At 70.5% G+C, this 19,172-nt stretch carries 17 protein-coding genes; 6 read left to right on the top strand and 11 right to left on the bottom strand.

Going from position 1 to position 19,172, the window contains the following annotated elements:
• Window positions 1-49: 49 nt before the first annotated feature.
• The 11 genes from MFF64_RS06720 to MFF64_RS06770 all read right to left on the bottom strand — a co-directional run bounded on the left by MFF64_RS06720 (window position 50) and on the right by MFF64_RS06770 (window position 11,603).
• Window positions 50-796 carry an SDR family oxidoreductase gene (locus MFF64_RS06720; RefSeq protein WP_099908640.1) on the bottom strand — a complete coding sequence of 249 codons (747 nt, stop codon included), beginning with the start codon at window positions 794-796 and terminating at the stop codon, window positions 50-52.
• 65 nt (window positions 797-861) lie between these two features.
• Window positions 862-2,136: a 2-oxoglutarate dehydrogenase complex dihydrolipoyllysine-residue succinyltransferase gene (gene odhB, locus MFF64_RS06725; RefSeq protein WP_099908629.1), complete on the bottom strand. Its 1,275-nt coding sequence runs from the start codon at window positions 2,134-2,136 to the stop codon at window positions 862-864.
• Between the two features lie 84 nt (window positions 2,137-2,220).
• The gene (locus MFF64_RS06730; protein ID WP_099908627.1) at window positions 2,221-5,175 is read right to left on the bottom strand and encodes a 2-oxoglutarate dehydrogenase E1 component; all 2,955 of its coding nucleotides are present in this window, start codon (window positions 5,173-5,175) and stop codon (window positions 2,221-2,223) included.
• Window positions 5,176-5,405: 230 nt separating this feature from the next.
• On the bottom strand, window positions 5,406-6,290 hold the full coding sequence (gene sucD, locus MFF64_RS06735; protein WP_099908625.1) for a succinate--CoA ligase subunit alpha: 885 nt from the start codon (window positions 6,288-6,290) through the stop codon (window positions 5,406-5,408).
• Window positions 6,291-6,313: 23 nt separating this feature from the next.
• Complete coding sequence (locus tag MFF64_RS06740) at window positions 6,314-6,733, bottom strand: PIN domain-containing protein (protein ID WP_099908623.1); 420 nt, start codon at window positions 6,731-6,733, stop codon at window positions 6,314-6,316.
• Window positions 6,723-7,058 carry a hypothetical protein gene (locus MFF64_RS06745; protein WP_099908621.1) on the bottom strand — a complete coding sequence of 112 codons (336 nt, stop codon included), beginning with the start codon at window positions 7,056-7,058 and terminating at the stop codon, window positions 6,723-6,725. The genes MFF64_RS06740 and MFF64_RS06745 overlap by 11 nt, the downstream gene beginning before the upstream one ends.
• 41 nt (window positions 7,059-7,099) lie before the next feature.
• Complete coding sequence (sucC, locus tag MFF64_RS06750; RefSeq protein WP_099908619.1) at window positions 7,100-8,296, bottom strand: ADP-forming succinate--CoA ligase subunit beta; 1,197 nt, start codon at window positions 8,294-8,296, stop codon at window positions 7,100-7,102.
• Between the two features lie 74 nt (window positions 8,297-8,370).
• Complete coding sequence (gene mdh / locus MFF64_RS06755; protein ID WP_099908617.1) at window positions 8,371-9,333, bottom strand: malate dehydrogenase; 963 nt, start codon at window positions 9,331-9,333, stop codon at window positions 8,371-8,373.
• A gap of 249 nt (window positions 9,334-9,582) precedes the next feature.
• Entirely contained in the window at window positions 9,583-10,269 is a 687-nt protein-coding gene (locus MFF64_RS06760) for a TetR/AcrR family transcriptional regulator (RefSeq protein ID WP_238190163.1), read from the bottom strand.
• A 101-nt stretch (window positions 10,270-10,370) separates the two neighbouring features.
• Window positions 10,371-10,928 carry a DUF533 domain-containing protein gene (locus tag MFF64_RS06765; protein ID WP_238190165.1) on the bottom strand — a complete coding sequence of 186 codons (558 nt, stop codon included), beginning with the start codon at window positions 10,926-10,928 and terminating at the stop codon, window positions 10,371-10,373.
• A gap of 63 nt (window positions 10,929-10,991) precedes the next feature.
• Window positions 10,992-11,603 carry a Uma2 family endonuclease gene (locus tag MFF64_RS06770; RefSeq protein ID WP_238190167.1) on the bottom strand — a complete coding sequence of 204 codons (612 nt, stop codon included), beginning with the start codon at window positions 11,601-11,603 and terminating at the stop codon, window positions 10,992-10,994.
• A 195-nt stretch (window positions 11,604-11,798) separates the two neighbouring features.
• Here MFF64_RS06770 and MFF64_RS06775 point away from each other — a divergent pair, with 195 nt between their 5' ends.
• The 6 genes from MFF64_RS06775 (at window position 11,799) to MFF64_RS06800 (ending at window position 19,158) form a co-directional block, all read left to right on the top strand.
• Entirely contained in the window at window positions 11,799-13,565 is a 1,767-nt protein-coding gene (locus MFF64_RS06775; protein ID WP_099904325.1) for an SLC13 family permease, read from the top strand.
• A gap of 111 nt (window positions 13,566-13,676) precedes the next feature.
• Window positions 13,677-14,813 carry a c-type cytochrome biogenesis protein CcmI gene (gene ccmI / locus MFF64_RS06780; protein WP_099904327.1) on the top strand — a complete coding sequence of 379 codons (1,137 nt, stop codon included), beginning with the start codon at window positions 13,677-13,679 and terminating at the stop codon, window positions 14,811-14,813.
• Between the two features lie 199 nt (window positions 14,814-15,012).
• On the top strand, window positions 15,013-15,531 hold the full coding sequence (gene ccmE, locus MFF64_RS06785; RefSeq protein WP_238190169.1) for a cytochrome c maturation protein CcmE: 519 nt from the start codon (window positions 15,013-15,015) through the stop codon (window positions 15,529-15,531).
• Window positions 15,532-15,683: 152 nt separating this feature from the next.
• Window positions 15,684-17,681 carry a heme lyase CcmF/NrfE family subunit gene (locus MFF64_RS06790; protein WP_238190171.1) on the top strand — a complete coding sequence of 666 codons (1,998 nt, stop codon included), beginning with the start codon at window positions 15,684-15,686 and terminating at the stop codon, window positions 17,679-17,681.
• Window positions 17,682-17,698: 17 nt separating this feature from the next.
• The gene (locus MFF64_RS06795) at window positions 17,699-18,166 is read left to right on the top strand and encodes a cytochrome c-type biogenesis protein (RefSeq protein WP_099901083.1); all 468 of its coding nucleotides are present in this window, start codon (window positions 17,699-17,701) and stop codon (window positions 18,164-18,166) included.
• Complete coding sequence (locus tag MFF64_RS06800; protein ID WP_238190173.1) at window positions 18,163-19,158, top strand: P1 family peptidase; 996 nt, start codon at window positions 18,163-18,165, stop codon at window positions 19,156-19,158. The genes MFF64_RS06795 and MFF64_RS06800 overlap by 4 nt, the downstream gene beginning before the upstream one ends.
• Window positions 19,159-19,172: the final 14 nt, after the last annotated feature.

Genomic DNA, 19,172 nt, shown 5'->3' on the forward strand with positions numbered 1-19,172 from the left:
CGGGCCGGTGAGGCGCCGCCGCTGGGATGATGAATGGGTGTGGGGGCGGCTAGCGGCCGCCCGAGATCGTCAGGGTCGCGCCGGTGGCGTAGGAGGCCTCGTCCGAGAGGAGCCACAGCACCGCGGCCGCGACCTCGTCGGCGGTGCCGGCGCGCTTCATCGGCACCAGGGGGCTGAGCCGCGCCAGCCGGTCCGGCTGGCCGCCGCTGGCATGGATCTCGGTCTCGATCAGGCCGGGGGCGACGCCGTTGACCCGGATCCCCTCGGCGGCGACCTCGCCGGCGAGACCGGTGGTGAAGGTGTCGATGGCGCCCTTGGACGCCGCGTAATCGACGTACTGGCCCGGCGCGCCGAGGCGTGCGGCGACCGACGACAGGTTGACGATGACGCCGCCCTGACCGCCGTGGCGGGTCGACATCCGCCGCACCGCCTCGCCGGCGCACAGGAACGAGCCGATGACGTTGGTGGTCATCATCCGGTTGAGGCGGGCGAACGTCATCTCGTCGACCCGCGCCGCGTAATCGACGACGCCCGCATTGTTGACGAGACCGCCGAGGGGCCCGAGGCCGTCGGCTGCCTCGAACAGCGCCGGGATGTCGGCCTCGACGGCGACATCGCTCTTCACGGCGAGAGCTTTGCCGCCCGCCGCCGCGATCTCCTGCACCAGAGACTCGGCGGCGTCCTTGGCCGCGACGTAGGAGAAGCAGACCCGCCAGCCCGCCCGCGCCGCCCGCAAGGAGACGGCGCGGCCGATGCCGCGGCTGCCGCCGGTGACCACCAGGACCTTGTCCGTCATCATCGCGCTCCCCGATGCGAGAGGCCCCTCCCCCGGGCGGGGGAGGGGCTGGTGTCAAGCTGGCCTTAGAGATCGAGCACGAGGCGCGCCGGGTCCTCCAGGGCCTCCTTGACCCGCACCAGGAAGGTCACGGCCTCCTTCCCGTCGACGATGCGGTGATCGTAGGACAGGGCGAGGTACATCATCGGCCGCGCCTCGATCTTGCCGCCGCGCACCACCGGACGCTCCTCGATGCGGTGCATGCCGAGGATGCCCGATTGCGGTGCGTTGAGGATCGGGGTCGACATCAGCGAGCCGTAGATGCCGCCGTTGGTGATCGTGAACGTGCCGCCCTGCATGTCCTCGATCGACAGCTTGCCGTCGCGGGCCTTGCGGCCGAAGCCGGTGATGGCCTTCTCGATCCCGGCGATCGACAGCTGGTCGGCGTCGCGCACCACCGGCACGACCAGGCCCTTGTCGGTGCCGACCGCGATGCCGACGTGGTAGTAGTTCTTGTAGACGATGTCCTGGCCATCGATCTCGGCGTTCACCGCCGGCACGTCCTTGAGGGCGCCGATCACCGCCTTGGTGAAGAAGCCCATGAAGCCGAGCTTGGCGCCGTGCTTCTTCTCGAACACGTCCTTGTACTGCTGGCGCAGGGCCATCACGGCGCCCATGTCGACGTCGTTGAACGTCGTCAGCATGGCGGCGGTGTTCTGCGCGTCCTTGAGGCGCCGGGCGATGGTCTGGCGCAGCTTGGTCATGCGCACCCGCTCCTCGCGGGAGGCATCGTCCGGCGCCGACGGGGCGCGGGCGACCTGCGGGGCCGGAGCCGGAGCGGGCGAGGAGGCGCCCGACGAGATCGCCGAGAGCATGTCGCCCTTGGTCACGCGGCCGTCCTTGCCGCTGCCCTTCACCGACGACGGGTCGACGCCGGATTCCTGGGCGAGGCGCGCAACGGCCGGGCCGTTGTCGCCCGAGGCGTGGCCCTTCGGGGCGGCGTCGCCGTGGCTGCCGTAAGAAGCGGACGAGGACTTGGCGGGCGCCTCGGCGGCGGCCTTCGGGGCCTCGGCCTTGGGGGCTTCCGCCTTCGGAGCGGCCGCGCCGTTGCCGGCGCTCGCGCCGCCCTCGACGATCGAGCCGAGGAGCGCGCCGGGCTCCACCGTCTCGCCGTCCTTGGCGACGATGTCGCCGAGCTGGCCGGAGGCCGGGGCGTTGACCTCGAGGGTGACCTTGTCGGTCTCGAGCTCGACCAGCGGCTCGTCGGCCTTCACGGTGTCGCCGGGCTTCTTGAACCAGCGGCCGATCGTGGCCTCGCTCACGGACTCGCCGAGCGTCGGGACGCGGATTTCGGTGGCCATGTCTTCCGTCAGGGTTGGGGCGGTGGGGGTCCCGCCCGAAAAAGGATCAGGCGGCGCCCCGGGAGGGGCGCCGGTGAAGGGTGATCAGACCGCCAGGGCCTCGTTGAGGAAGGCCTGGAGCTGGTCGAGGTGCTTCGACATCAGGCCGACGGCGGTCGAGGCCGAGGCCGGGCGGCCGATGTAGCGCGGGCGCTTGGAGGCGGAGCCGGCCTGGTTGAGAACCCACTCGAGGTAGGGCTCGACGAAGGCCCACGAGCCCATGTTCTTGGGCTCCTCCTGACACCACACCACCTCGGCGTTGCGGAACCGGGAGATCTCGGTGGCCAGCGACTTCAGCGGGAACGGGTAGAGCTGCTCGACGCGCATCAGGTATACGTCGGAGATGCCGCGCTTTTCGCGCTCCTCGTACAGGTCGTAATAGACCTTGCCCGAGCAGAGCACGACGCGCCGGACCTTGTCGTCCTTGGGCAGCTTCACGCCGTCCTGCGCCTTCTCGGCGTCGTCCCACAGCACGCGGTGGAAGGTCGAGCCCTCGGCGATGTCGGAGAGCGGCGACACCGCCCGCTTGTGGCGCAGCAGCGACTTCGGGGTCATCAGCACCAGCGGCTTGCGGAAGTCCCGCTTCAGCTGGCGGCGCAGGATGTGGAAGTAGTTCGAGGGCGTCGTGCAGTTGGCGACCTGCATGTTGTCCTCGGCGCACATCTGCAGGTAGCGCTCGAGCCGGGCCGAGGAGTGCTCCGGACCCTGGCCCTCGTAGCCGTGCGGCAGCAGCATCACCAGGCCGGACATGCGCAGCCACTTGCGCTCGCCGGACGAGATGAACTGGTCGACCACGACCTGCGCGCCGTTGGCGAAGTCGCCGAACTGCGCCTCCCACAGCACCAGGGAGTTCGGCTCGGCCAGGGAGTAGCCGTACTCGAAGCCGAGCACCGCCTCCTCCGAGAGCATCGAGTTGATGACCTCGTAGCGGCTCTGGCCGTCCTTGATGTGGTTGAGGGGCGTGTAGCGCTCCTCGTTCTCCTGGTCGATCACCACCGAGTGGCGCTGCGAGAAGGTGCCGCGCTCGACGTCCTGGCCCGACAGGCGGACCCGGTGGCCTTCCGTGAGGAGCGAGCCGAAGGCCAGCGCCTCGGCGGTGGCCCAGTCCAGGCCCTCGCCGGTCTCGATCGCCTTGGCGCGGTTGTCGAGGAAGCGCCGGATGGTGCGGTGCAGGTGGAAGTCCTGCGGCACCGTGGTGATGGCTTTCCCGATCTCCCGCAGGGTGTCGGCCGGCACGCCGGTGCGGCCGCGGCGCGGGTCGTCCTCGTCCTCGCGCACCGCCTTCAGGCCCGACCAGCGGCCGTCGAGCCAGTCGGCCTTGTTGGCCTTGTAGGCCGTCGCGATGTCGAACTCGCTGTCGAGGGTCGCGCGGAACTCGGCCTTGCGGTCCTCCAGCTCCTTCTGGCTCACCACGCCGCTCTCGGTCAGCCGCTTGCCGTAGCTCCCAAGGGTCGAGGGGTGCTTGCGGATGATCTGGTACATCTTCGGCTGGGTGAACGCGGGCTCGTCGCCCTCGTTGTGGCCGAAGCGGCGGTAGCAGAGCATGTCGATCACCACCGGCTTGTGGAACTTCTGCCGGTACTCGGTGGCGATCTTGGCCGCGAAGGTGACAGCCTCGGGGTCGTCGCCGTTGCAGTGAAAGATCGGCGCCTCGACCATCTTCGCCACGTCGGACGGATAGGGCGAGGAGCGCGAGAAGCGCGGATCGGTGGTGAAGCCGATCTGGTTGTTGATGATGAAGTGGATCGAGCCGCCGGTGCGGTGGCCCTTCAGGCCCGACAGGCCGAGGCACTCCGCCACCACGCCCTGGCCCGCGAAGGCGGCGTCGCCGTGGATGAGGAGCGGCAGAACGTTGGTGCGCTGCTCGTCGTTCTGCTGGTCCTGCTTGGCGCGCACCTTGCCGAGCACCACCGGATCGACGATCTCCAGGTGCGACGGGTTGGCGGTCAGCGACAGGTGGACGGTGTTGCCGTCGAAGGCCCGGTCGCTCGAGGCGCCGAGGTGGTACTTGACGTCACCCGAGCCCTCGACCTCGGCAGGCGACGACGAGCCGCCCTTGAACTCGTGGAAGATCGCCCGGAACGGCTTTGACATCACGTTGGCGAGCACGTTGAGGCGGCCGCGATGGGCCATGCCGAGCACGATGTCGGTGACGCCGAGCGCACCGCCGCGCTTGATGATCTGCTCCAGCGCCGGGACCATCGCCTCCGAGCCGTCGAGGCCGAAGCGCTTGGTGCCGGTGTACTTGAGGTCGAGGAACTTCTCGAAGCCCTCGGCCTCGATCAGCTTGTTGAGGATCGCCCGCCGGCCCTGCTCGGTGAACGAGATCTCCTTGTCCTTGCCCTCGATGCGCTCCTGGATCCAGGCCTTCTCCTCCGGATCGGAGATGTGCATGAACTCGACGCCGAGGGTCTGGCAATAGGTCCGCTCCAGGATCGCGACGATCTCCCGGATGGTGCCGAATTCGAGGCCGAGCACGTTGTCGAGGAAGATCGGGCGGTCCCAATCCGACTCGGCGAAGCCGTAATGCTGCGGGTGCAGCTCCTCGTGGTCGCCGCGCGGCTGCAGGCCGAGGGGATCGAGCTTGGCGTGCAGGTGGCCGCGCATGCGGTAGGCGCGGATCAGCATGATCGCACGCACGGAATCCTTGGTCGCCTGCAGCACGTCGGCCGGGGCGACGGGCTGGCCCTTGGCCTCCTGCTTGGCCTTGATCTTCTCGCCGACGGCCTTCTCGATCGTCGCCCAGTTGCCGTCCAGCGCCGAGACGATCTCGCCATTGGCGGCGACCGGCCAGTTGGGCTTGGCCCAGGATGCGCCCTCGGCGTTCTTGACCACGATCGCGCTCTCCTCCTTCAGGCCGGAGAAGAAGCTGCGCCACTCGGGATCCACCGCGTTGGGATCCCGGGTGTAGGTCGCGTACAGCTCCTCGATGTAGTCGGCGTTGCCTCCGTAGAGGAACGAGGTTCCGAGGAGGGCGTCGTTCGCGTCCTGGCGTGCCATGGCGATCTGTCTATCCGCGCTGGTCGATCGATGCGCCGGCTTCTCTCCCTCGGTTGGGGCGGGAGGATGGCGATCCGTCGACGGTGGGGGCGCCCGAATGTCCGGGCGCCGGGATGTCTTACGAACTCAAGAGAGTTGACGTTTGCTTGCGATGTGGGTGCGGGACCTTAATCCCGCACGCCACCCCTGCCATGCGCGAGGCGAAGGGCATCGGCGTCCCGCAGGACGACTCAGCCCTTCAGGACCTCGACCAGGGTCTTGCCGAGGCGCGCCGGCGACGGCGAGACGCGGATGCCGGCCTCCTCCATCGCGGCGATCTTGTCCTCGGCGCCGCCCTTGCCGCCCGAGATGATCGCGCCGGCGTGCCCCATGCGGCGGCCGGGAGGGGCCGTGCGGCCGGCGATGAAGCCGACCATCGGCTTCTTGCGGCCGCGCTTGGCCTCGTCCTTGATGAATTGCGCCGCCTCTTCCTCGGCCGAGCCGCCGATCTCGCCGATCATCACGATCGACTCGGTCTTGTCGTCAGCGAGGAACATATCCAGCATGTCGATGAACTCGGTGCCCTTGACCGGGTCGCCGCCGATGCCGACCGCGGTGGTCTGGCCGAGGCCCTCGTTGGTGGTCTGGAACACCGCCTCGTAGGTCAGGGTGCCGGAGCGCGACACAATACCGACCGAGCCCGGGCGGAAGATGTTGGCCGGCATGATGCCGATCTTCGACTCGCCGGCGGTGACGATGCCGGGGCAGTTCGGGCCGATGAGGCGCGACTTCGAGCCCTCGAGCGAGCGCTTCACCCGCACCATGTCGAGGACGGGAATCCCTTCCGTGATGCAGACGATCAGCGGGATCTCGGCGTCGATCGCCTCGCAGATCGCGTCGGCGGCGCCCGGCGGCGGCACGTAGACCACCGAGGCGTCGGCGCCGGTGGCGTGACGCGCCTCCTTCACGGTGTCGAACACCGGCAGGCCGAGATGGGTCGCGCCGCCTTTCCCCGGCGAGGTGCCGCCGACCATCTTGGTGCCGTAGGCGATCGCCTGCTCGGAGTGGAAGGTCCCGTTCTTGCCGGTGAAGCCCTGGCAGATGACCTTGGTGTTCTTGTCGATAAGGATGGACATGCGTATCTTTCCGGCGTGCGTGTTCAGATCGGACGGAACGGGTTCACCACACGGACCGAGCCGTAGGTCTGCCCGTCGTTGAGGTCTTCGCTGTAGACGACCGGGGCACCGAGCCGCTCGGCCGCCGCGACGATCGCTGCGTCCCAGTAGTTGATCCGGTAGCGGTCGCAGATCTCGGCGGCCCGCGTGACGCTCTCGAAGGTGATGGACGCGACGTGGCGGTCTCGCAGGATTTCCATCCACGCGATCGCCTCCGCCGAAGTGAACGGCGTCTTCGACTTGCGCGTGGCGTTGTAGAAGAATTCCTGCAAGACCTGTCCTGAGATACCGAAATCCGTCTCCGCGATGAGCAGGCGGGCGCGCTCGTGTTTGCTGGGTGCCGAGAAGCGGCCGAGGGCCGCGTAGATCAGCACGTTCGTGTCGAGGAAGCAGTCAGGGCTCATAGGAGCGCGTCCTGCTCCAGACGTCGGACCCGAGGTCGCCGGTGGTGGCGTCGATCAGGGCGAGCAGACGCCGACGGTTGTCGGCGTAGGTCTCGGCCCTACCCCGGCGCCGGTCGTGGAGGGCGGCGCGGCCCTCCTCCGGCGGCTCGTCCAGCACGGCCATGAGTGCGCGGTGGCCGGGATTGTGGATCTCGATCGGAGCGAGAGCGACGAGGTCCCTGGCATGCTGCTGGAGCAGATCCTCGATCGAGGTCTGCCGCGCCCGCGCCACGCTGGCGACGCGGTCGAGGGTCGTCTCGTCGAGGTCCAGGATCACCTTCGTCATCGCTCGCTCCGATTTGTTCGGGTCGGTCCCGACGCGCCGCTTCAGCCCTTGCGCACCGCCGCGACGATCTTCTGCGCCGCGTCGTCGAGGTCGTCGGCCGGGATCACGTTGAGGCCCGAGGAGCGGATGATCTCCTTGCCCTTCTCGACGTTGGTGCCCTCGAGGCGCACCACCAGCGGGACCTGGAGGCCCACCGCCTTGACGGCCGCGATCACCCCGTTGGCGATCACGTCGCACTTCATGATGCCGCCGAAGATGTTGACCAGGATGCCCTTCACGTTCGGGTCGGCGGTGATGATCTTGAAGGCCGCGGTGACCTTCTCCTCCGAGGCGCCGCCGCCGACATCGAGGAAGTTCGCCGGCTCCTCGCCGTAAAGCTTGATGATGTCCAGGGTCGCCATCGCGAGGCCGGCGCCGTTCACCATGCAGCCGATGGTGCCGTCGAGGGCGATGTAGGCCAGGTCGTACTTCGAGGCCTCGATCTCCTTCTCGTCCTCCTCGGTGATGTCGCGCAGCTGCACGATCTCCGGGTGACGGTAGAGGCTGTTCGAGTCGAAAGAGATCTTGGCGTCCAGGCACTTCAGGTGCCCGTCCTTGGTGACGATGAGCGGGTTGATCTCGAGCATGCTCATATCCTTGGCGGTGAACGCCTTGTAGAGCTTAGCTGTGAGGTCCTCCGCCTCCTTGGCGAGCGGGCCGGTCAGGCCGAGCGCCTTCGCGACCGCGCGGCCGTGATGCGCCATCACACCGGTAGCCGGATCGACCGAGAAGGTGATGATCTTCTCGGGGGTGTCGTGGGCGACCTGCTCGATGTCCATGCCGCCCTCGGTCGAGACCACGAAGGCGACCTTGCCGGTCTCGCGGTCGACGAGCATCGACAGGTAGAACTCGGTCTCGATGTCCGAGCCGTCCTCGATGTAGAGGCGGTTGACCTGCTTGCCGGCCTCGCCGGTCTGCACCGTCACGAGGGTGCGGCCGAGCATCTGCTCGGAGAAGGCCTTGACCTCCTCGACCGACTTGGCGAGGCGCACGCCGCCCTTCTCGCCGGCCTCGGCCTCCTTGAACTTGCCCTTGCCGCGCCCGCCGGCGTGGATCTGGGACTTCACGACCCAGAGCGGGCCACCCAGCTCGTTGGCGGCGGCCTCGGCCTCGGAGGCCTTGAAGATGGCGCGGCCGTTCGAGACCGGCAGGCCGAACTCCTTGAGGACGGCCTTGGCTTGATACTCGTGGATGTTCATGGGGCGACAAGCTTTCTTTGATCGGGCGGGGCAGGCGAAGGCGGCGCGGAGAGCCCCGCGCCGCCGATCAGGCCTTACGCCAGCGCGCCGTTGATGCCCTTGCAGGCCTCGACCAGGCCCTTCACGGAATTGACCGACTTCTCGAACATCGCCTTCTCCTCGCCGGAGAACTCGACCTCGACGATGCGCTCGACGCCGTTCTCGCCGATCACGATCGGCACGCCGATGAACAGGCCGTCGACGCCGTACTGGCCGGTGAGGTGGGCCGCGCAGGGCAGGACCCGCTTCTTGTCCTTGAGGTAGCTCTCGGCCATGGCGATGGCCGAGGCCGCCGGGGCGTAGAAGGCCGAGCCGGTCTTGAGCAGGTTGACGATCTCGCCGCCGCCCTTGCGGGTCCGCTCGACCATCGCGTCGAGCTTCTCCTGGGTGGTCCAGCCCATCTTGACGAGGTCGGGCAGCGGCACGCCGGCCACCGTCGAGTAGCGCACCAGCGGCACCATGTCGTCGCCGTGGCCGCCGAGCACGAAGGCGGTGACGTCCTCGACCGAGACCTGGAACTCCTCGGCCAGGAAGTGGCGGAAGCGGGCCGAGTCGAGCACGCCGGCCATGCCGACGATCTTCTTCGGGTCGAGGCCCGAGAACTTCTGCAGCGCCCACACCATCGCGTCGAGCGGATTGGTGATGCAGATCACGAAGGCGTTCGGGGCGTGGGTCTTGATGCCGGTACCGACCGCTTCCATCACCTTCAGGTTGATGCCGATCAGGTCGTCGCGGCTCATGCCGGGCTTGCGCGGCACGCCGGCGGTGACGATCACCACGTCGGCCCCGGCGATCGCCGCATAGTCGCTGGCGCCGCTGTACTTGGCGTCGAAGCCGTCGACCGGAGCCGACTCGGCGATGTCGAGGCCCTTGCCCTGGGGCACGCCATCGGCGATGTCGAACAGCACGACGTCGCCCAGCTCCTTGAGGCCGGCGAGGTGCGCGAGCGTGCCGCCGATCTGTCCAGCGCCGATGAGCGCGATCTTCTTGCGTGCCATGTGAGAACCGATCCTTCGCGGTATGGTGGAACCGTCGGGGGCCGGGGTCCGCTCGCGAGGAGCCCGCGCCGGCGGTTGCCTCTTTGGCGAAAAAAGCCGGGGCCGACAACCCGAAGGCCTTGCGCGTCGCGCCGAGGCGCTGCCAAGGCCGCGCTCACGGCACGTCATGCGATCTGGATTTATCTTCCAAATCAGTGACTTGTCTTGGTGGCCAACCGTGCGTTACATTTTCGCCAGTTTGTCAGCGACCTACAGGGTCCCGATGCGCAGGATCCGCAGCATCGCCCGGATGACCGCGCCGAGGCGAGCTTCGATCAGGTCGCGGGGCACCTCGGCGTCGAGCTGGATCGAGACCGGGTGCAGGAAGCGGTGGCTGGTGTCGAAGATGAAGGCGATGCCGCGCTCGCGGTCGCGCAGCGAGAAGGTGCCGGCATTCATCCCCTCCTCGATCACCCGCTCGACCAGCTGGCGCAGGCGGCCGCGATGGCGCCGGGCGATCGGCCGGGATTCGACCGTCGCGTCGCGGTGGACCGCGAACAGATGCGGGTCCCGCGCCAGGACCTCGCGCTGCATCGAGGCGAGCGCCAGGAGCAGGCGTTCGAGCTTGTCGTCGGCGGGGTCCGGCGCGTCCGCGATGGCGCCGAGCTCGGCCTCGACCTCGCGCAGCCAGCGGCCCGCCACCGCGTCGACGAGCGCGGTCTTCGAGGGAAAGTAGCGGTAGACGTTGGCATGCGTCATGCCCGCCTCGGCCGCGACCCCGACGACCGTGACCTGCCGGTGCCCGAGGCGGCGCAGGTGGTCGGCTGCGATCGCGAGCAGCCGGGCATCGGCGGAGGGCGGTGCCGGCCGGGCGCGGGAACTCGGGCCGACGGTGAATGGCCCGTCCGCCGGGTGCGTCTCGTCGCGGGACTGGGCGCCGGAGCGGCTGCGGGGCATGGGACTCGGAACGGTTCAGACCGGTGGCGCGACGATCCCGCCAGGGTAGCGGCACGATGCCCGCGGGAGAAGCCCCGCCAGAGCGCCGCACAGCCGCAGTCTCAGACCCGGTAGCGCCGGTGCAGACTCGACACCACGTCCTCGGCGAGACCCAGGCGCTCGGCGAGATATGCCAGATACAGCTGGTTGACCCTGCGACGCTGGTCGACGGCGAGCAGCGAGGCGACGTAGGCGTAAGCGCCGAGATCGGCATCCTGGATCGCGTCGAGGAGGTCGCCCAGCGCCAGGGGCGCCGCGAGCGCCTTGTCGAGGCGCTGGCGCTCGGCCTCCGCGGCGCTGATCCGGGCGAGCGCGTCGCGCACCGGCGCCGGGTCCTGCCGGCGCCCCTGCGCCAGGAAGGCCGCCGCCATCGCCTGGATGACGAGGTCGCGCTGGGCCGGCTCCAGCACCCGGAGGTTCAGGGTGAGCGGCACCAGGGTCTGGTGGCGGTTCTGCAGGAAGGCGTGCAGCACCTTCTGGCCCAAGGCCTCGGTCAACACCGCATCCGCGCGGCCGGCCCGCCGGTCGCGCCGCGAGGCCCGGGCCGGGGCGGTCTCCGGCTCCTCGACCTCGTCCGGCGCGTCGCGCCCGAAGGCGCGGGTGAGGAAGGCGAAACTCATGCGAGGTCTCGATTGGGCAATTCCGCACCAACGTGCGATCGCGCGGCAAGCTCCGCCGCCGGCTCATCCCACGGCGATCGGGCGCAGGACCGGCACGTCGAAATAGACCCGGTCGAGAGCGATCTCGAACTCCACGGCCTCGAACCGCAGGACGTGGTCCGGTGCGGTGAGCACGTCGCTCACCCAGCCCTCCGGCTCGCGCCGATCATGCTCCACCCGCATCTGATCCTGATAGACGAGGACGAAGTGCCGGAGCGTCGGCAGGGACTTATAGAAGGAGAGCTTGTAGAAGGAGAGCTTGGGCCCGCGGTCGCGATCCATGGTGCTCGGCGACAGCACCTCGACGATCACCAGCGGGTCGGTGACGAAGGTTCGATTCTGCCGCGGCCCGCAGCGCACGTCGATGTCGGGCTTGGGCTTGTCCCGGCCGCGCCCATCATAATCGCGCAGCACCCGCATCCCGCCCCGGTAGCTGCGGCAGCCTTGGGCATCCATCGCGAGCTTCAGCGGCGCGCCGAGATTGCCGGCGATCTGCTCGTGGTTCTCCGTCGGGTTCGTCATCATGACGATGCCGCCGTCGACGAGTTCCCAGTCGTGCTCGTCCTGCTGGGCGTCGACGAAGCGGTCGAACTCGGCGACGGTCAGCCGGCCGGAACGAGGGACGCGGTCTTCCATGACCGGCTCCTTCGGGGCGGCACCGAGCCTAAACGGGGCCACCGTGCACGCAAAGGCGCGAGCTCAAGCAAACTCTTCACGCCCGCCGCCCTGGGCAGAGCCCCGCACCACCCAATCTAGGGAGGCTCGCGACCCCGCATCAGGATCACCTCCCGGCATGACACGCCCCCGCCCCTCCGCCCGGAGGGCCCGCGCATGACCCTCGACCAGGGCCTCGCCTTCGGCCTCATCGGGGTCACCGTCCTGCTCTTCATCTGGGGGCGGCTGCCCTACGACCTGGTGGCGCTCCTCTCCCTCGTCGCCGGGGTGGCGCTCGGGCTGGTGCCGGCCTCGAAGGCGTTCGACGGCTTCGCCGACGACGTGGTGATCATCGTGGCGAGCGCGCTGGTGATCTCGGCGGCGGTGTCCCGCTCGGGCGTCGTGGAGAGCGCGATGCGCCCGCTCCTGCCCTACTTGCGAAAACCCCGCCAGCAGGTGCCGGCATTGGCCGGCGCCGTGATGGGGCTCTCGGTCTTCACCAAGAACATCGGCGCGCTCGCGATCTTCATGCCGGTGGCGCTCCAGCTCGGGCGCAAGACCGGCACGCCGGCCTCGATGCTGCTGATGCCGATGTCCTTCGCCTCGCTGATCGGCGGCCTCGTCACGCTGGTCGGCACCTCGACCAACATCATCGTCGCCAAGGTGCGGGCCGACGTCACCGGCCAGCCGTTCGGGATGTTCGACTTCACCCCCGTCGGCCTCGGCCTCGCGGTGGCGGGCCTCGCCTTCCTGTCGGTCGGCTACCGGCTGCTGCCGCGCGACCGGCGCCCGGCGGGGTCGCTCGCCGCGGCCTTCCGGATCGAGGCCTACACGACCGAGGCCTGCCTCTCCGCGGAGTCGCCCCTCGTCGGCGCCACGGTGGGCGAACTGGAAGCCTTGGGCGACGGCGACGTCACGGTGGCGACGGTCATCCGCGAGCGCTTCCGCCGCTACGTGCCGGGGCCGGACTGGCGGCTTGCCGTCGGCGACATCCTGCTGCTGGACGGCGAGCCGGAGGATCTGGAGCGCCTGGTGGCACGCGCCAAGCTCACCCTCGTCGGCACGCAAGCCGCCGGGGGCGAGGTCACGGTGATCGAGGCGGTGATCCCGGACGGCTCGGCCCTCGCCGGCACCACCGCCGCCGGGGCCGACCTCGCCGGGCGCTACGGCACGGCCTTGCTCGCGGTCAGCCGCAGCGGCGCGGCGATCACCCGGCGCATCGGCAGCGTGCGCCTGCGGGCCGGCGACGTGGTGGTCCTGCGCGCCGAATCGGAGCGGCTGGCCGACGTCCTGTCCGAGTTCGGCCTCCTGCCGCTCGCCGAGCGCAAGCTGGCGCTGGGCCACAGCCGGCGCAGCTACATCCCGATCGCGGTGCTGGCCGGCGCCATGGCCCTTATCGCGCTCCACGTCGTGCCGGTGGCGATGGCGTTCTTCGGCGCCGCGGTGCTGCTTCTCGTGCTGCGGGTCATGACCATGCACGAGGCCTACGAGACCATCGAATGGCCGGTGATCGTGCTGCTCGGCGCCCTGATCCCGGTGAGCGACGCGGTGCGCACCACCGGCGGCACCGACCTGATCGCCAGCACCCTGTCGGGGCTGATGCAGACGGTGCCGCCGATTCTGGCGATCGGCCTGCTCCTGATCGCCGCCATGGCGGTGACGCCGTTCCTCAACAACGCCGCGACGGTGCTGGTGATGGGACCGATCGGCGCCAGCCTGGCGGTCAAGCTCGGGCTCAACCCGGACCCGTTCCTGATGGCGGTGTCGGTCGGCGCGGCCTGCGACTTCCTCACCCCGATCGGCCACCAGTGCAACACCCTGGTGATGGGCCCGGGCGGCTACCGCTTCGGCGATTACGCCCGCCTCGGCCTGCCGCTCTCGATCATGGTGATCGTGGTCGGCACGCTGCTGATCAGCCTGTTCTGGCCGGTGGCGCCGCGCTGAGGCGGGGCCGGTCCCTCAAGAAACCGACTCCTCAAGGGATTGTGCGTCCGTGACACCGTGTCGCCACGTCACCGAATCGTGTCGCCCTGGGCGGGGCGATACAGAAGCGGCATGACGGCGATCTGGTTCATCTTCGCGCTCATGACCGGCCTGGCGGTGCTCGCCCTGCTCTGGCCGATGTCGCGCCGCCCGGCGCTGGCGACCGTGCCGGAGGGCGAGGCACGGATCGCCACCGAGACCGGGTTCTACCGCGACCAGCTGCGCGAGATCGACCGCGACGCCGCCCGCGGGCTGCTCGCCGCGCCGGAGGCCGAGGCCGCCCGGGCCGAGGCGGCGCGCCGCCTGCTGCGGGCGAGCCGCGAGCCCGGCCGCACCGCCGGGGCGATGGGCGAGCCGGCCCTGCGCCGACGTCGCGCGGCCTCCGCCTTCGCCCTCTCGACGGTGCCGCTCGTCGCGCTCCTCGTCTACGGGATGTACGGCTCGCCGGACCTGCCGGCCCAGCCCCAGGCCGAGCGCCTGGCCCATGCGCGGGCGGCCGGCAACGACCTCGCGGCGGCAGTGGCGCAGATCGAGGCTCATCTCGCCAAGGCGCCGGAGGACGGCCGCGGCTGGACGGTGCTGGCTCCGGTCTACCTGCGCCTCGGCCGCACCGAAGACGCGATCAAGGCCTACGAGAACTCGTTGCGGATCCTCGGCGAGGATGCCGGGCGGCTCGCCGATTACGGCGAGGCCCTGGTGGCGGCGAGCGACGGGGTCGTCTCCTCGAAGGCCCGCGACGCCTTCGAGCGGGCGCTCAGGCAGGATGCCAGGGCGGTCAAGCCGCAATTCTACTTCGCCCGCGCCGCCGAGCAGGACGGCGACCGCGACAAGGCCCGCGCCCGCTACGCGGCGCTCGCCAGTGCCGCTCCGCCCGAGGCGCCCTGGCTGCCGATGGTGCGCGATAGCCTCGCCCGCCTCGACGGCACCGCGCCACCTCCCCCCAGCAAGCCCGCCATGGGTGAGGAGCAGCGCAGCATGGTCCGCGGCATGGTCGAAGGGCTGGCGCAACGCCTCGCCGCGCAGGGCGGCACGCCGGAGGAATGGGCCAGGCTGGTGCGCTCCTATGGCGTGCTGGGCGAGCGGCCGAAGGCGGAGGAAACCCTGGCGCAGGCGCGGGCCGCGCTCGGGAGCGATGCCGGCAAGCGCGCGCCGGTGGAAGAGGTGGCGCGGGAGATGGGTCTGGGAGCCGCGACGGCGGCAGCGCCGTGAGGATCGCGACGGCCGAGCGCCTGACCCCTCCCCCACAGAGGGGGAGGGGTCAGGCGCTCGGCCGTCGCGGACCCGCCGGGCAGGCTCTGCTATAGAATGACAATCAACAGAGCCGGCCCCGGTGCCGGCCACCCCCGGGAGACGCCATCCATGACGCCCGCGACCCCCTTCCCCTATCGCCGGCCTTGAGACCCGCACCATGACGCGCCGGCGCCGCCGTTCCGTCCTCATCCTCGTCTGCGGCGCCGTGCTGGCGGCGGCCCTCGGGCTCGTCCTCACGGCGATGCGCGACACGATCGTGTTCTTCCGTTCGCCCACCGAGGTGGCGGGCCAGAAGGTCGCGCCCGGCACCCGCTTCCGCCTCGGCGGGCTGGTCGAGGCCGGCTCGCTCAAGCGCGAGGCCGACGGCAAGGTGGCGTTCGCCGTCACCGATACCGGCTCGACCGTGCAGGTGCGCTACCGCGGCCTGCTGCCCGACCTCTTCCGCGAGGGTCAGGGTGTGGTGACCGAGGGCGTGCTGGAACCCGACGGCGTGTTCCGCGCCGACACGGTGCTGGCCAAGCACGACGAGACCTACATGCCCCGCGAGGTCGCCGACGCCCTCAAGGCCCAGGGGCGCTGGCAGGAAGGCACCGGCAAGCCCGGGCAAGGCTCATCCGGGCAAGGCTCATCCGGGCAAGCGCAATCCGAGCCCGTCTCCCGCACCGCCGTCCAATAGTCCCGCCCCGTGCGGCGGAAGGTCTGGGCGGCGCTGGAATGGAACCGGACTAAGGTGACGCCGCGATCCGCCGCGGCGGGACGCCGGGTCGGGGGAGCCGTCGGCCGATCTCCCGTCGCGATGGACTTCACGCTCACCGAAAGGTCGTCCCGTTGCTGATCGAGGTTGGTCACTACGCCCTCGCCCTGGCGCTCGCCCTGTCGCTGACGCAGATGGTGATGCCGGTCTGGGCGAGCCGCACCGGCGACCCGGTCCTGCGCAGCATCACGGTGCCGGCAGCGCTCGCCACTTTCGCGTGCATCGCCTTCGCGTTCGGCGCGCTGACCTATGCCCACGTAACCTCGGACTTCTCGGTCCAGAACGTCGTCGAGAACTCGCACTCGATGAAGCCGCTGATCTACAAGATCTCCGGCGTCTGGGGGAACCACGAGGGCTCGATGCTGCTCTGGGTGCTGATCCTGGCGCTGTTCGGCGCCGTGGTGGCGCTCGCCCGCAATTCCGTGCCGCCGATCCTGCGCGCCAACACGCTCGGCGTGCAGGCCGCGATCACCGCGGTGTTCCTGCTCTTCATCCTGGTCACCTCGAACCCGTTTTCCCGGCTCAACCCGGCGCCGGTCGAGGGCCGCGACCTCAACCCGCTCCTTCAGGATCCCGGCCTCGCGATCCATCCGCCGCTGCTCTATCTGGGCTATGTCGGCTTCTCGATCAGCTTCGCCTTCGCCATCGCGGCGCTGATCGAGGGCCGGATCGACGCGGCCTGGGCCCGAGCGGTGCGGCCCTGGACGCTGGCGGCCTGGTGCTTCCTCACCGTCGGCATCGCCATGGGGTCGTACTGGGCCTATTACGAGCTCGGCTGGGGCGGCTGGTGGTTCTGGGACCCGGTCGAGAACGCCTCGCTGATGCCCTGGCTCGCCGGCACGGCGCTCGTCCACTCCACCGTCGTGATGGAGAAGCGCGACGCCCTCAAGGTCTGGACGGTGCTCCTGGCCATCCTGACCTTCTCGCTGTCGCTGCTCGGCACCTTCCTGGTGCGCTCCGGCGTGCTCACCTCGGTCCACACCTTCGCCACCGATCCGACGCGCGGCACCTTCATCCTCGGCATCCTGGTGCTGTTCATCGGCGGCTCGCTGGCGCTCTACGCCTGGCGCGCGCCCACCTTGCGCCAGGGCGGCCTGTTCGCGCCGATCTCCCGCGAGGGCGCGCTGGTGATGAACAACCTGTTCCTGTCGGCGGCCTGCGCCACGGTGCTGGTCGGCACGCTCTATCCCCTGGCGCTGGAATCGCTGACGGGGGAGAAGATCTCGGTCGGGCCGCCCTTCTTCAACCTGACCTTCCTGCCGCTCGCCGTGCCGCTGCTCCTCGTCGTGCCGTTCGGCCAGACGCTGGCGTGGAAGCGCGGCGACCTCGCGGCGGCGAGCCAGCGGTTGTTCATCGGCTTCGCCCTCGCGCTCGCCATCACGCTTCTCGCCATCGCCGTCACCTGGGGCGGGCCGGTCGGCGCGCCCCTCGGCATCGGGCTCGGCGCCTACCTGATCCTGGGCGCCGCCCTCGAGATCGTCACCCGGGCGCGGGGCAAGACTGTCGGCCTGTCGCTGCGCCGGGCCGCCGGCCTGCCGCGCTCGGCCTGGGGCACGGCGCTGGCGCATGCCGGCGTCGGCATCACGGTGATCGGCATCGCGGCCCAGGCCTGGAGCGTCGAGTCGCTCGCCACCATCCAGCGTGGCGGGGAGCTGCGCGCCGGCCCCTACGTCGCGGTGCTCGAAGGCGTCCTGCCCCGCACCGGGCCGAACTACACCGAGACCGTGGCCCACCTGACAATCCGTGAGGGCGGCGACCCGGTCGGCGTGATCGAGCCGGGCAAGCGCTTCTACGCCTCGCGCAACATGTCGGTGAGCGAGGCGGGCCTGCTCACCCTCGGGGTGAGCCAGGTCTATGCCAGCGTCGGCGAGACCGGGACCGACGGCAGCGTCGGCATCCGCCTGTACTACAAGCCCCTGGTGCTGCTGATCTGGCTCGGCGCCGTGGTGATGGCGCTCGGCGGCGGCCTCTCCCTCACCGACCGGCGCTTCCGCGTCGGCGCCCCGGCCCTGCGGCCGGCCGTCCGCGATACCGCCGGCCCGGTGCCGCCCCACTCGGTCCCTGCAGAGTAGGACGATCAGTAGTCCCGATGCGCGCCCTCCGCTCCATCCTCCTCGCCTTGGCTCTGCTGGCGCCTGTCGCCGCCGGTGCCGTCCAGCCCGAGGAGGTGATGAAGGACCCGACCCTCGAGAGGCGGGCCCGGGCGATCTCGTCCGGCCTACGCTGCCTCGTCTGCCAGAACCAGTCGATCGACGATTCCGACGCGCCGCTCGCCCGCGACCTGCGGCTGATCGTACGCGAGCGCCTGCGCCAGGGCGACGACGACGACGCGGTGCTGCACTACGTGGTGCAGCGCTACGGCGAGTTCGTGCTGCTGCGCCCGGTGGTCGCCTGGCACACCGCCCTGCTCTGGCTGACCCCGGTCCTGGTGGTCGGCCTCGGCGGCCTCGCCCTCTTCGCCGCCTCCCGCCGTCGGAAGGCCACCCCGCCCCGGGCCCTCTCGGCCGCCGAGGAAGCGGCGGTCGCCGACCTGGTGCGCCGGGCCGAATCGCGGTGAGCGGCAGCCTCACCGACATCCCCGGGATCCGCGTCGGCCACGCCGAGGAGACGAGAGCGCTGTCCGGCGTCACCGCGATCGTCTTCGACGCAGCCACGGTCGCGGCGGTCGATATCCGCGGCGGCGGGCCGGGCACCCGGGAGACCGACCTCCTCGATCCCGAGCGCACGGTGCCGGGGGTCGATGCCCTCGTGCTGTCCGGCGGCTCGGTCTTCGGGCTCGACGCCGCCGCCGGCGTCACCGCCTGGCTCGCCGAGACCGGCCGCGGCTTCGCGGTCGGCCCGGCGCGGGTGCCGATCGTGCCGGCGGCGATCCTGTTCGACCTGCTCAACGGCGGCGACAAGGAATGGGGCCGGTACCCGCCCTACCGCGACCTCGGCTACGCCGCGGCAGCCGCGGCCAGCGCCGGTCCGGTGGCGATGGGCTCGGTCGGGGCCGGGCTCGGGGCGCGGACCGCGAACCTCAAGGGCGGCCTCGGCAGCGCGTCGGCCACGGTCGAGGGCACGGGCGCCCGCGTCGCCGCCCTGGTGGCGGTGAACGCGCTCGGGCGTGTCACGGTGGGGGACGGCCCGCATTTCTGGGCCGCACCCTTCGAGGAGGGCGCCGAGTTCGGCGGCCTGGGGCCGGCGCCGACGACCCCGCCCGACGCCTTCGCTTGGCCGGCAAAGCCGATGCCCAGCGCCAACACGACGCTCGCGGTGGTCGCGACCGATGCCCGCCTGACCAAGGCCGAGGCCCGCCGCCTCGCCGTGATGGCGCAGGACGGCCTCGCCCGGTCGATCGTGCCGGCCCACACCCCTCTCGACGGCGACCTCGTCTTTGCCGCGGCGACCGGCGCCGTGCCGCTCGCCGATCCGGTCGGCGACCTCGCGCGGCTGGGTGATGCGGCGGCGCGGGTGCTGGCGCGGGCAGTGGCTCTGGGCGTGCACCGGGCGAGCGCCCTGCCGGTGGCGGGGGCGCAAGCCGCGTGGCGGGATCGGTTCGGAGATTGACGGGTCGTCCCACA

Source organism: Methylobacterium frigidaeris (assembly GCF_022179185.1).
GTDB lineage: Bacteria > Pseudomonadota > Alphaproteobacteria > Rhizobiales > Beijerinckiaceae > Methylobacterium > Methylobacterium frigidaeris.

Excerpts from the sequence above, each read along its gene's own strand:
- MFF64_RS06720 (WP_099908640.1), bottom strand. The coding sequence starts at position 796 with ATGACGGACAAGGTCCTGGTGGTCACCGGCGGCAGCCGCGGCATCGGC.
- odhB (WP_099908629.1), bottom strand. The coding sequence starts at position 2,136 with ATGGCCACCGAAATCCGCGTCCCGACGCTCGGCGAGTCCGTGAGCGAG.
- MFF64_RS06730 (WP_099908627.1), bottom strand. The coding sequence starts at position 5,175 with ATGGCACGCCAGGACGCGAACGACGCCCTCCTCGGAACCTCGTTCCTC.
- sucD (WP_099908625.1), bottom strand. The coding sequence starts at position 6,290 with ATGTCCATCCTTATCGACAAGAACACCAAGGTCATCTGCCAGGGCTTC.
- MFF64_RS06740 (WP_099908623.1), bottom strand. The coding sequence starts at position 6,733 with ATGAGCCCTGACTGCTTCCTCGACACGAACGTGCTGATCTACGCGGCC.
- MFF64_RS06745 (WP_099908621.1), bottom strand. The coding sequence starts at position 7,058 with ATGACGAAGGTGATCCTGGACCTCGACGAGACGACCCTCGACCGCGTC.
- sucC (WP_099908619.1), bottom strand. The coding sequence starts at position 8,296 with ATGAACATCCACGAGTATCAAGCCAAGGCCGTCCTCAAGGAGTTCGGC.
- mdh (WP_099908617.1), bottom strand. The coding sequence starts at position 9,333 with ATGGCACGCAAGAAGATCGCGCTCATCGGCGCTGGACAGATCGGCGGC.
- MFF64_RS06760 (WP_238190163.1), bottom strand. The coding sequence starts at position 10,269 with ATGCCCCGCAGCCGCTCCGGCGCCCAGTCCCGCGACGAGACGCACCCG.
- MFF64_RS06765 (WP_238190165.1), bottom strand. The coding sequence starts at position 10,928 with ATGAGTTTCGCCTTCCTCACCCGCGCCTTCGGGCGCGACGCGCCGGAC.
- MFF64_RS06770 (WP_238190167.1), bottom strand. The coding sequence starts at position 11,603 with ATGGAAGACCGCGTCCCTCGTTCCGGCCGGCTGACCGTCGCCGAGTTC.
- MFF64_RS06775 (WP_099904325.1), top strand. The coding sequence starts at position 11,799 with ATGACCCTCGACCAGGGCCTCGCCTTCGGCCTCATCGGGGTCACCGTC.
- ccmI (WP_099904327.1), top strand. The coding sequence starts at position 13,677 with ATGACGGCGATCTGGTTCATCTTCGCGCTCATGACCGGCCTGGCGGTG.
- ccmE (WP_238190169.1), top strand. The coding sequence starts at position 15,013 with ATGACGCGCCGGCGCCGCCGTTCCGTCCTCATCCTCGTCTGCGGCGCC.
- MFF64_RS06795 (WP_099901083.1), top strand. The coding sequence starts at position 17,699 with ATGCGCGCCCTCCGCTCCATCCTCCTCGCCTTGGCTCTGCTGGCGCCT.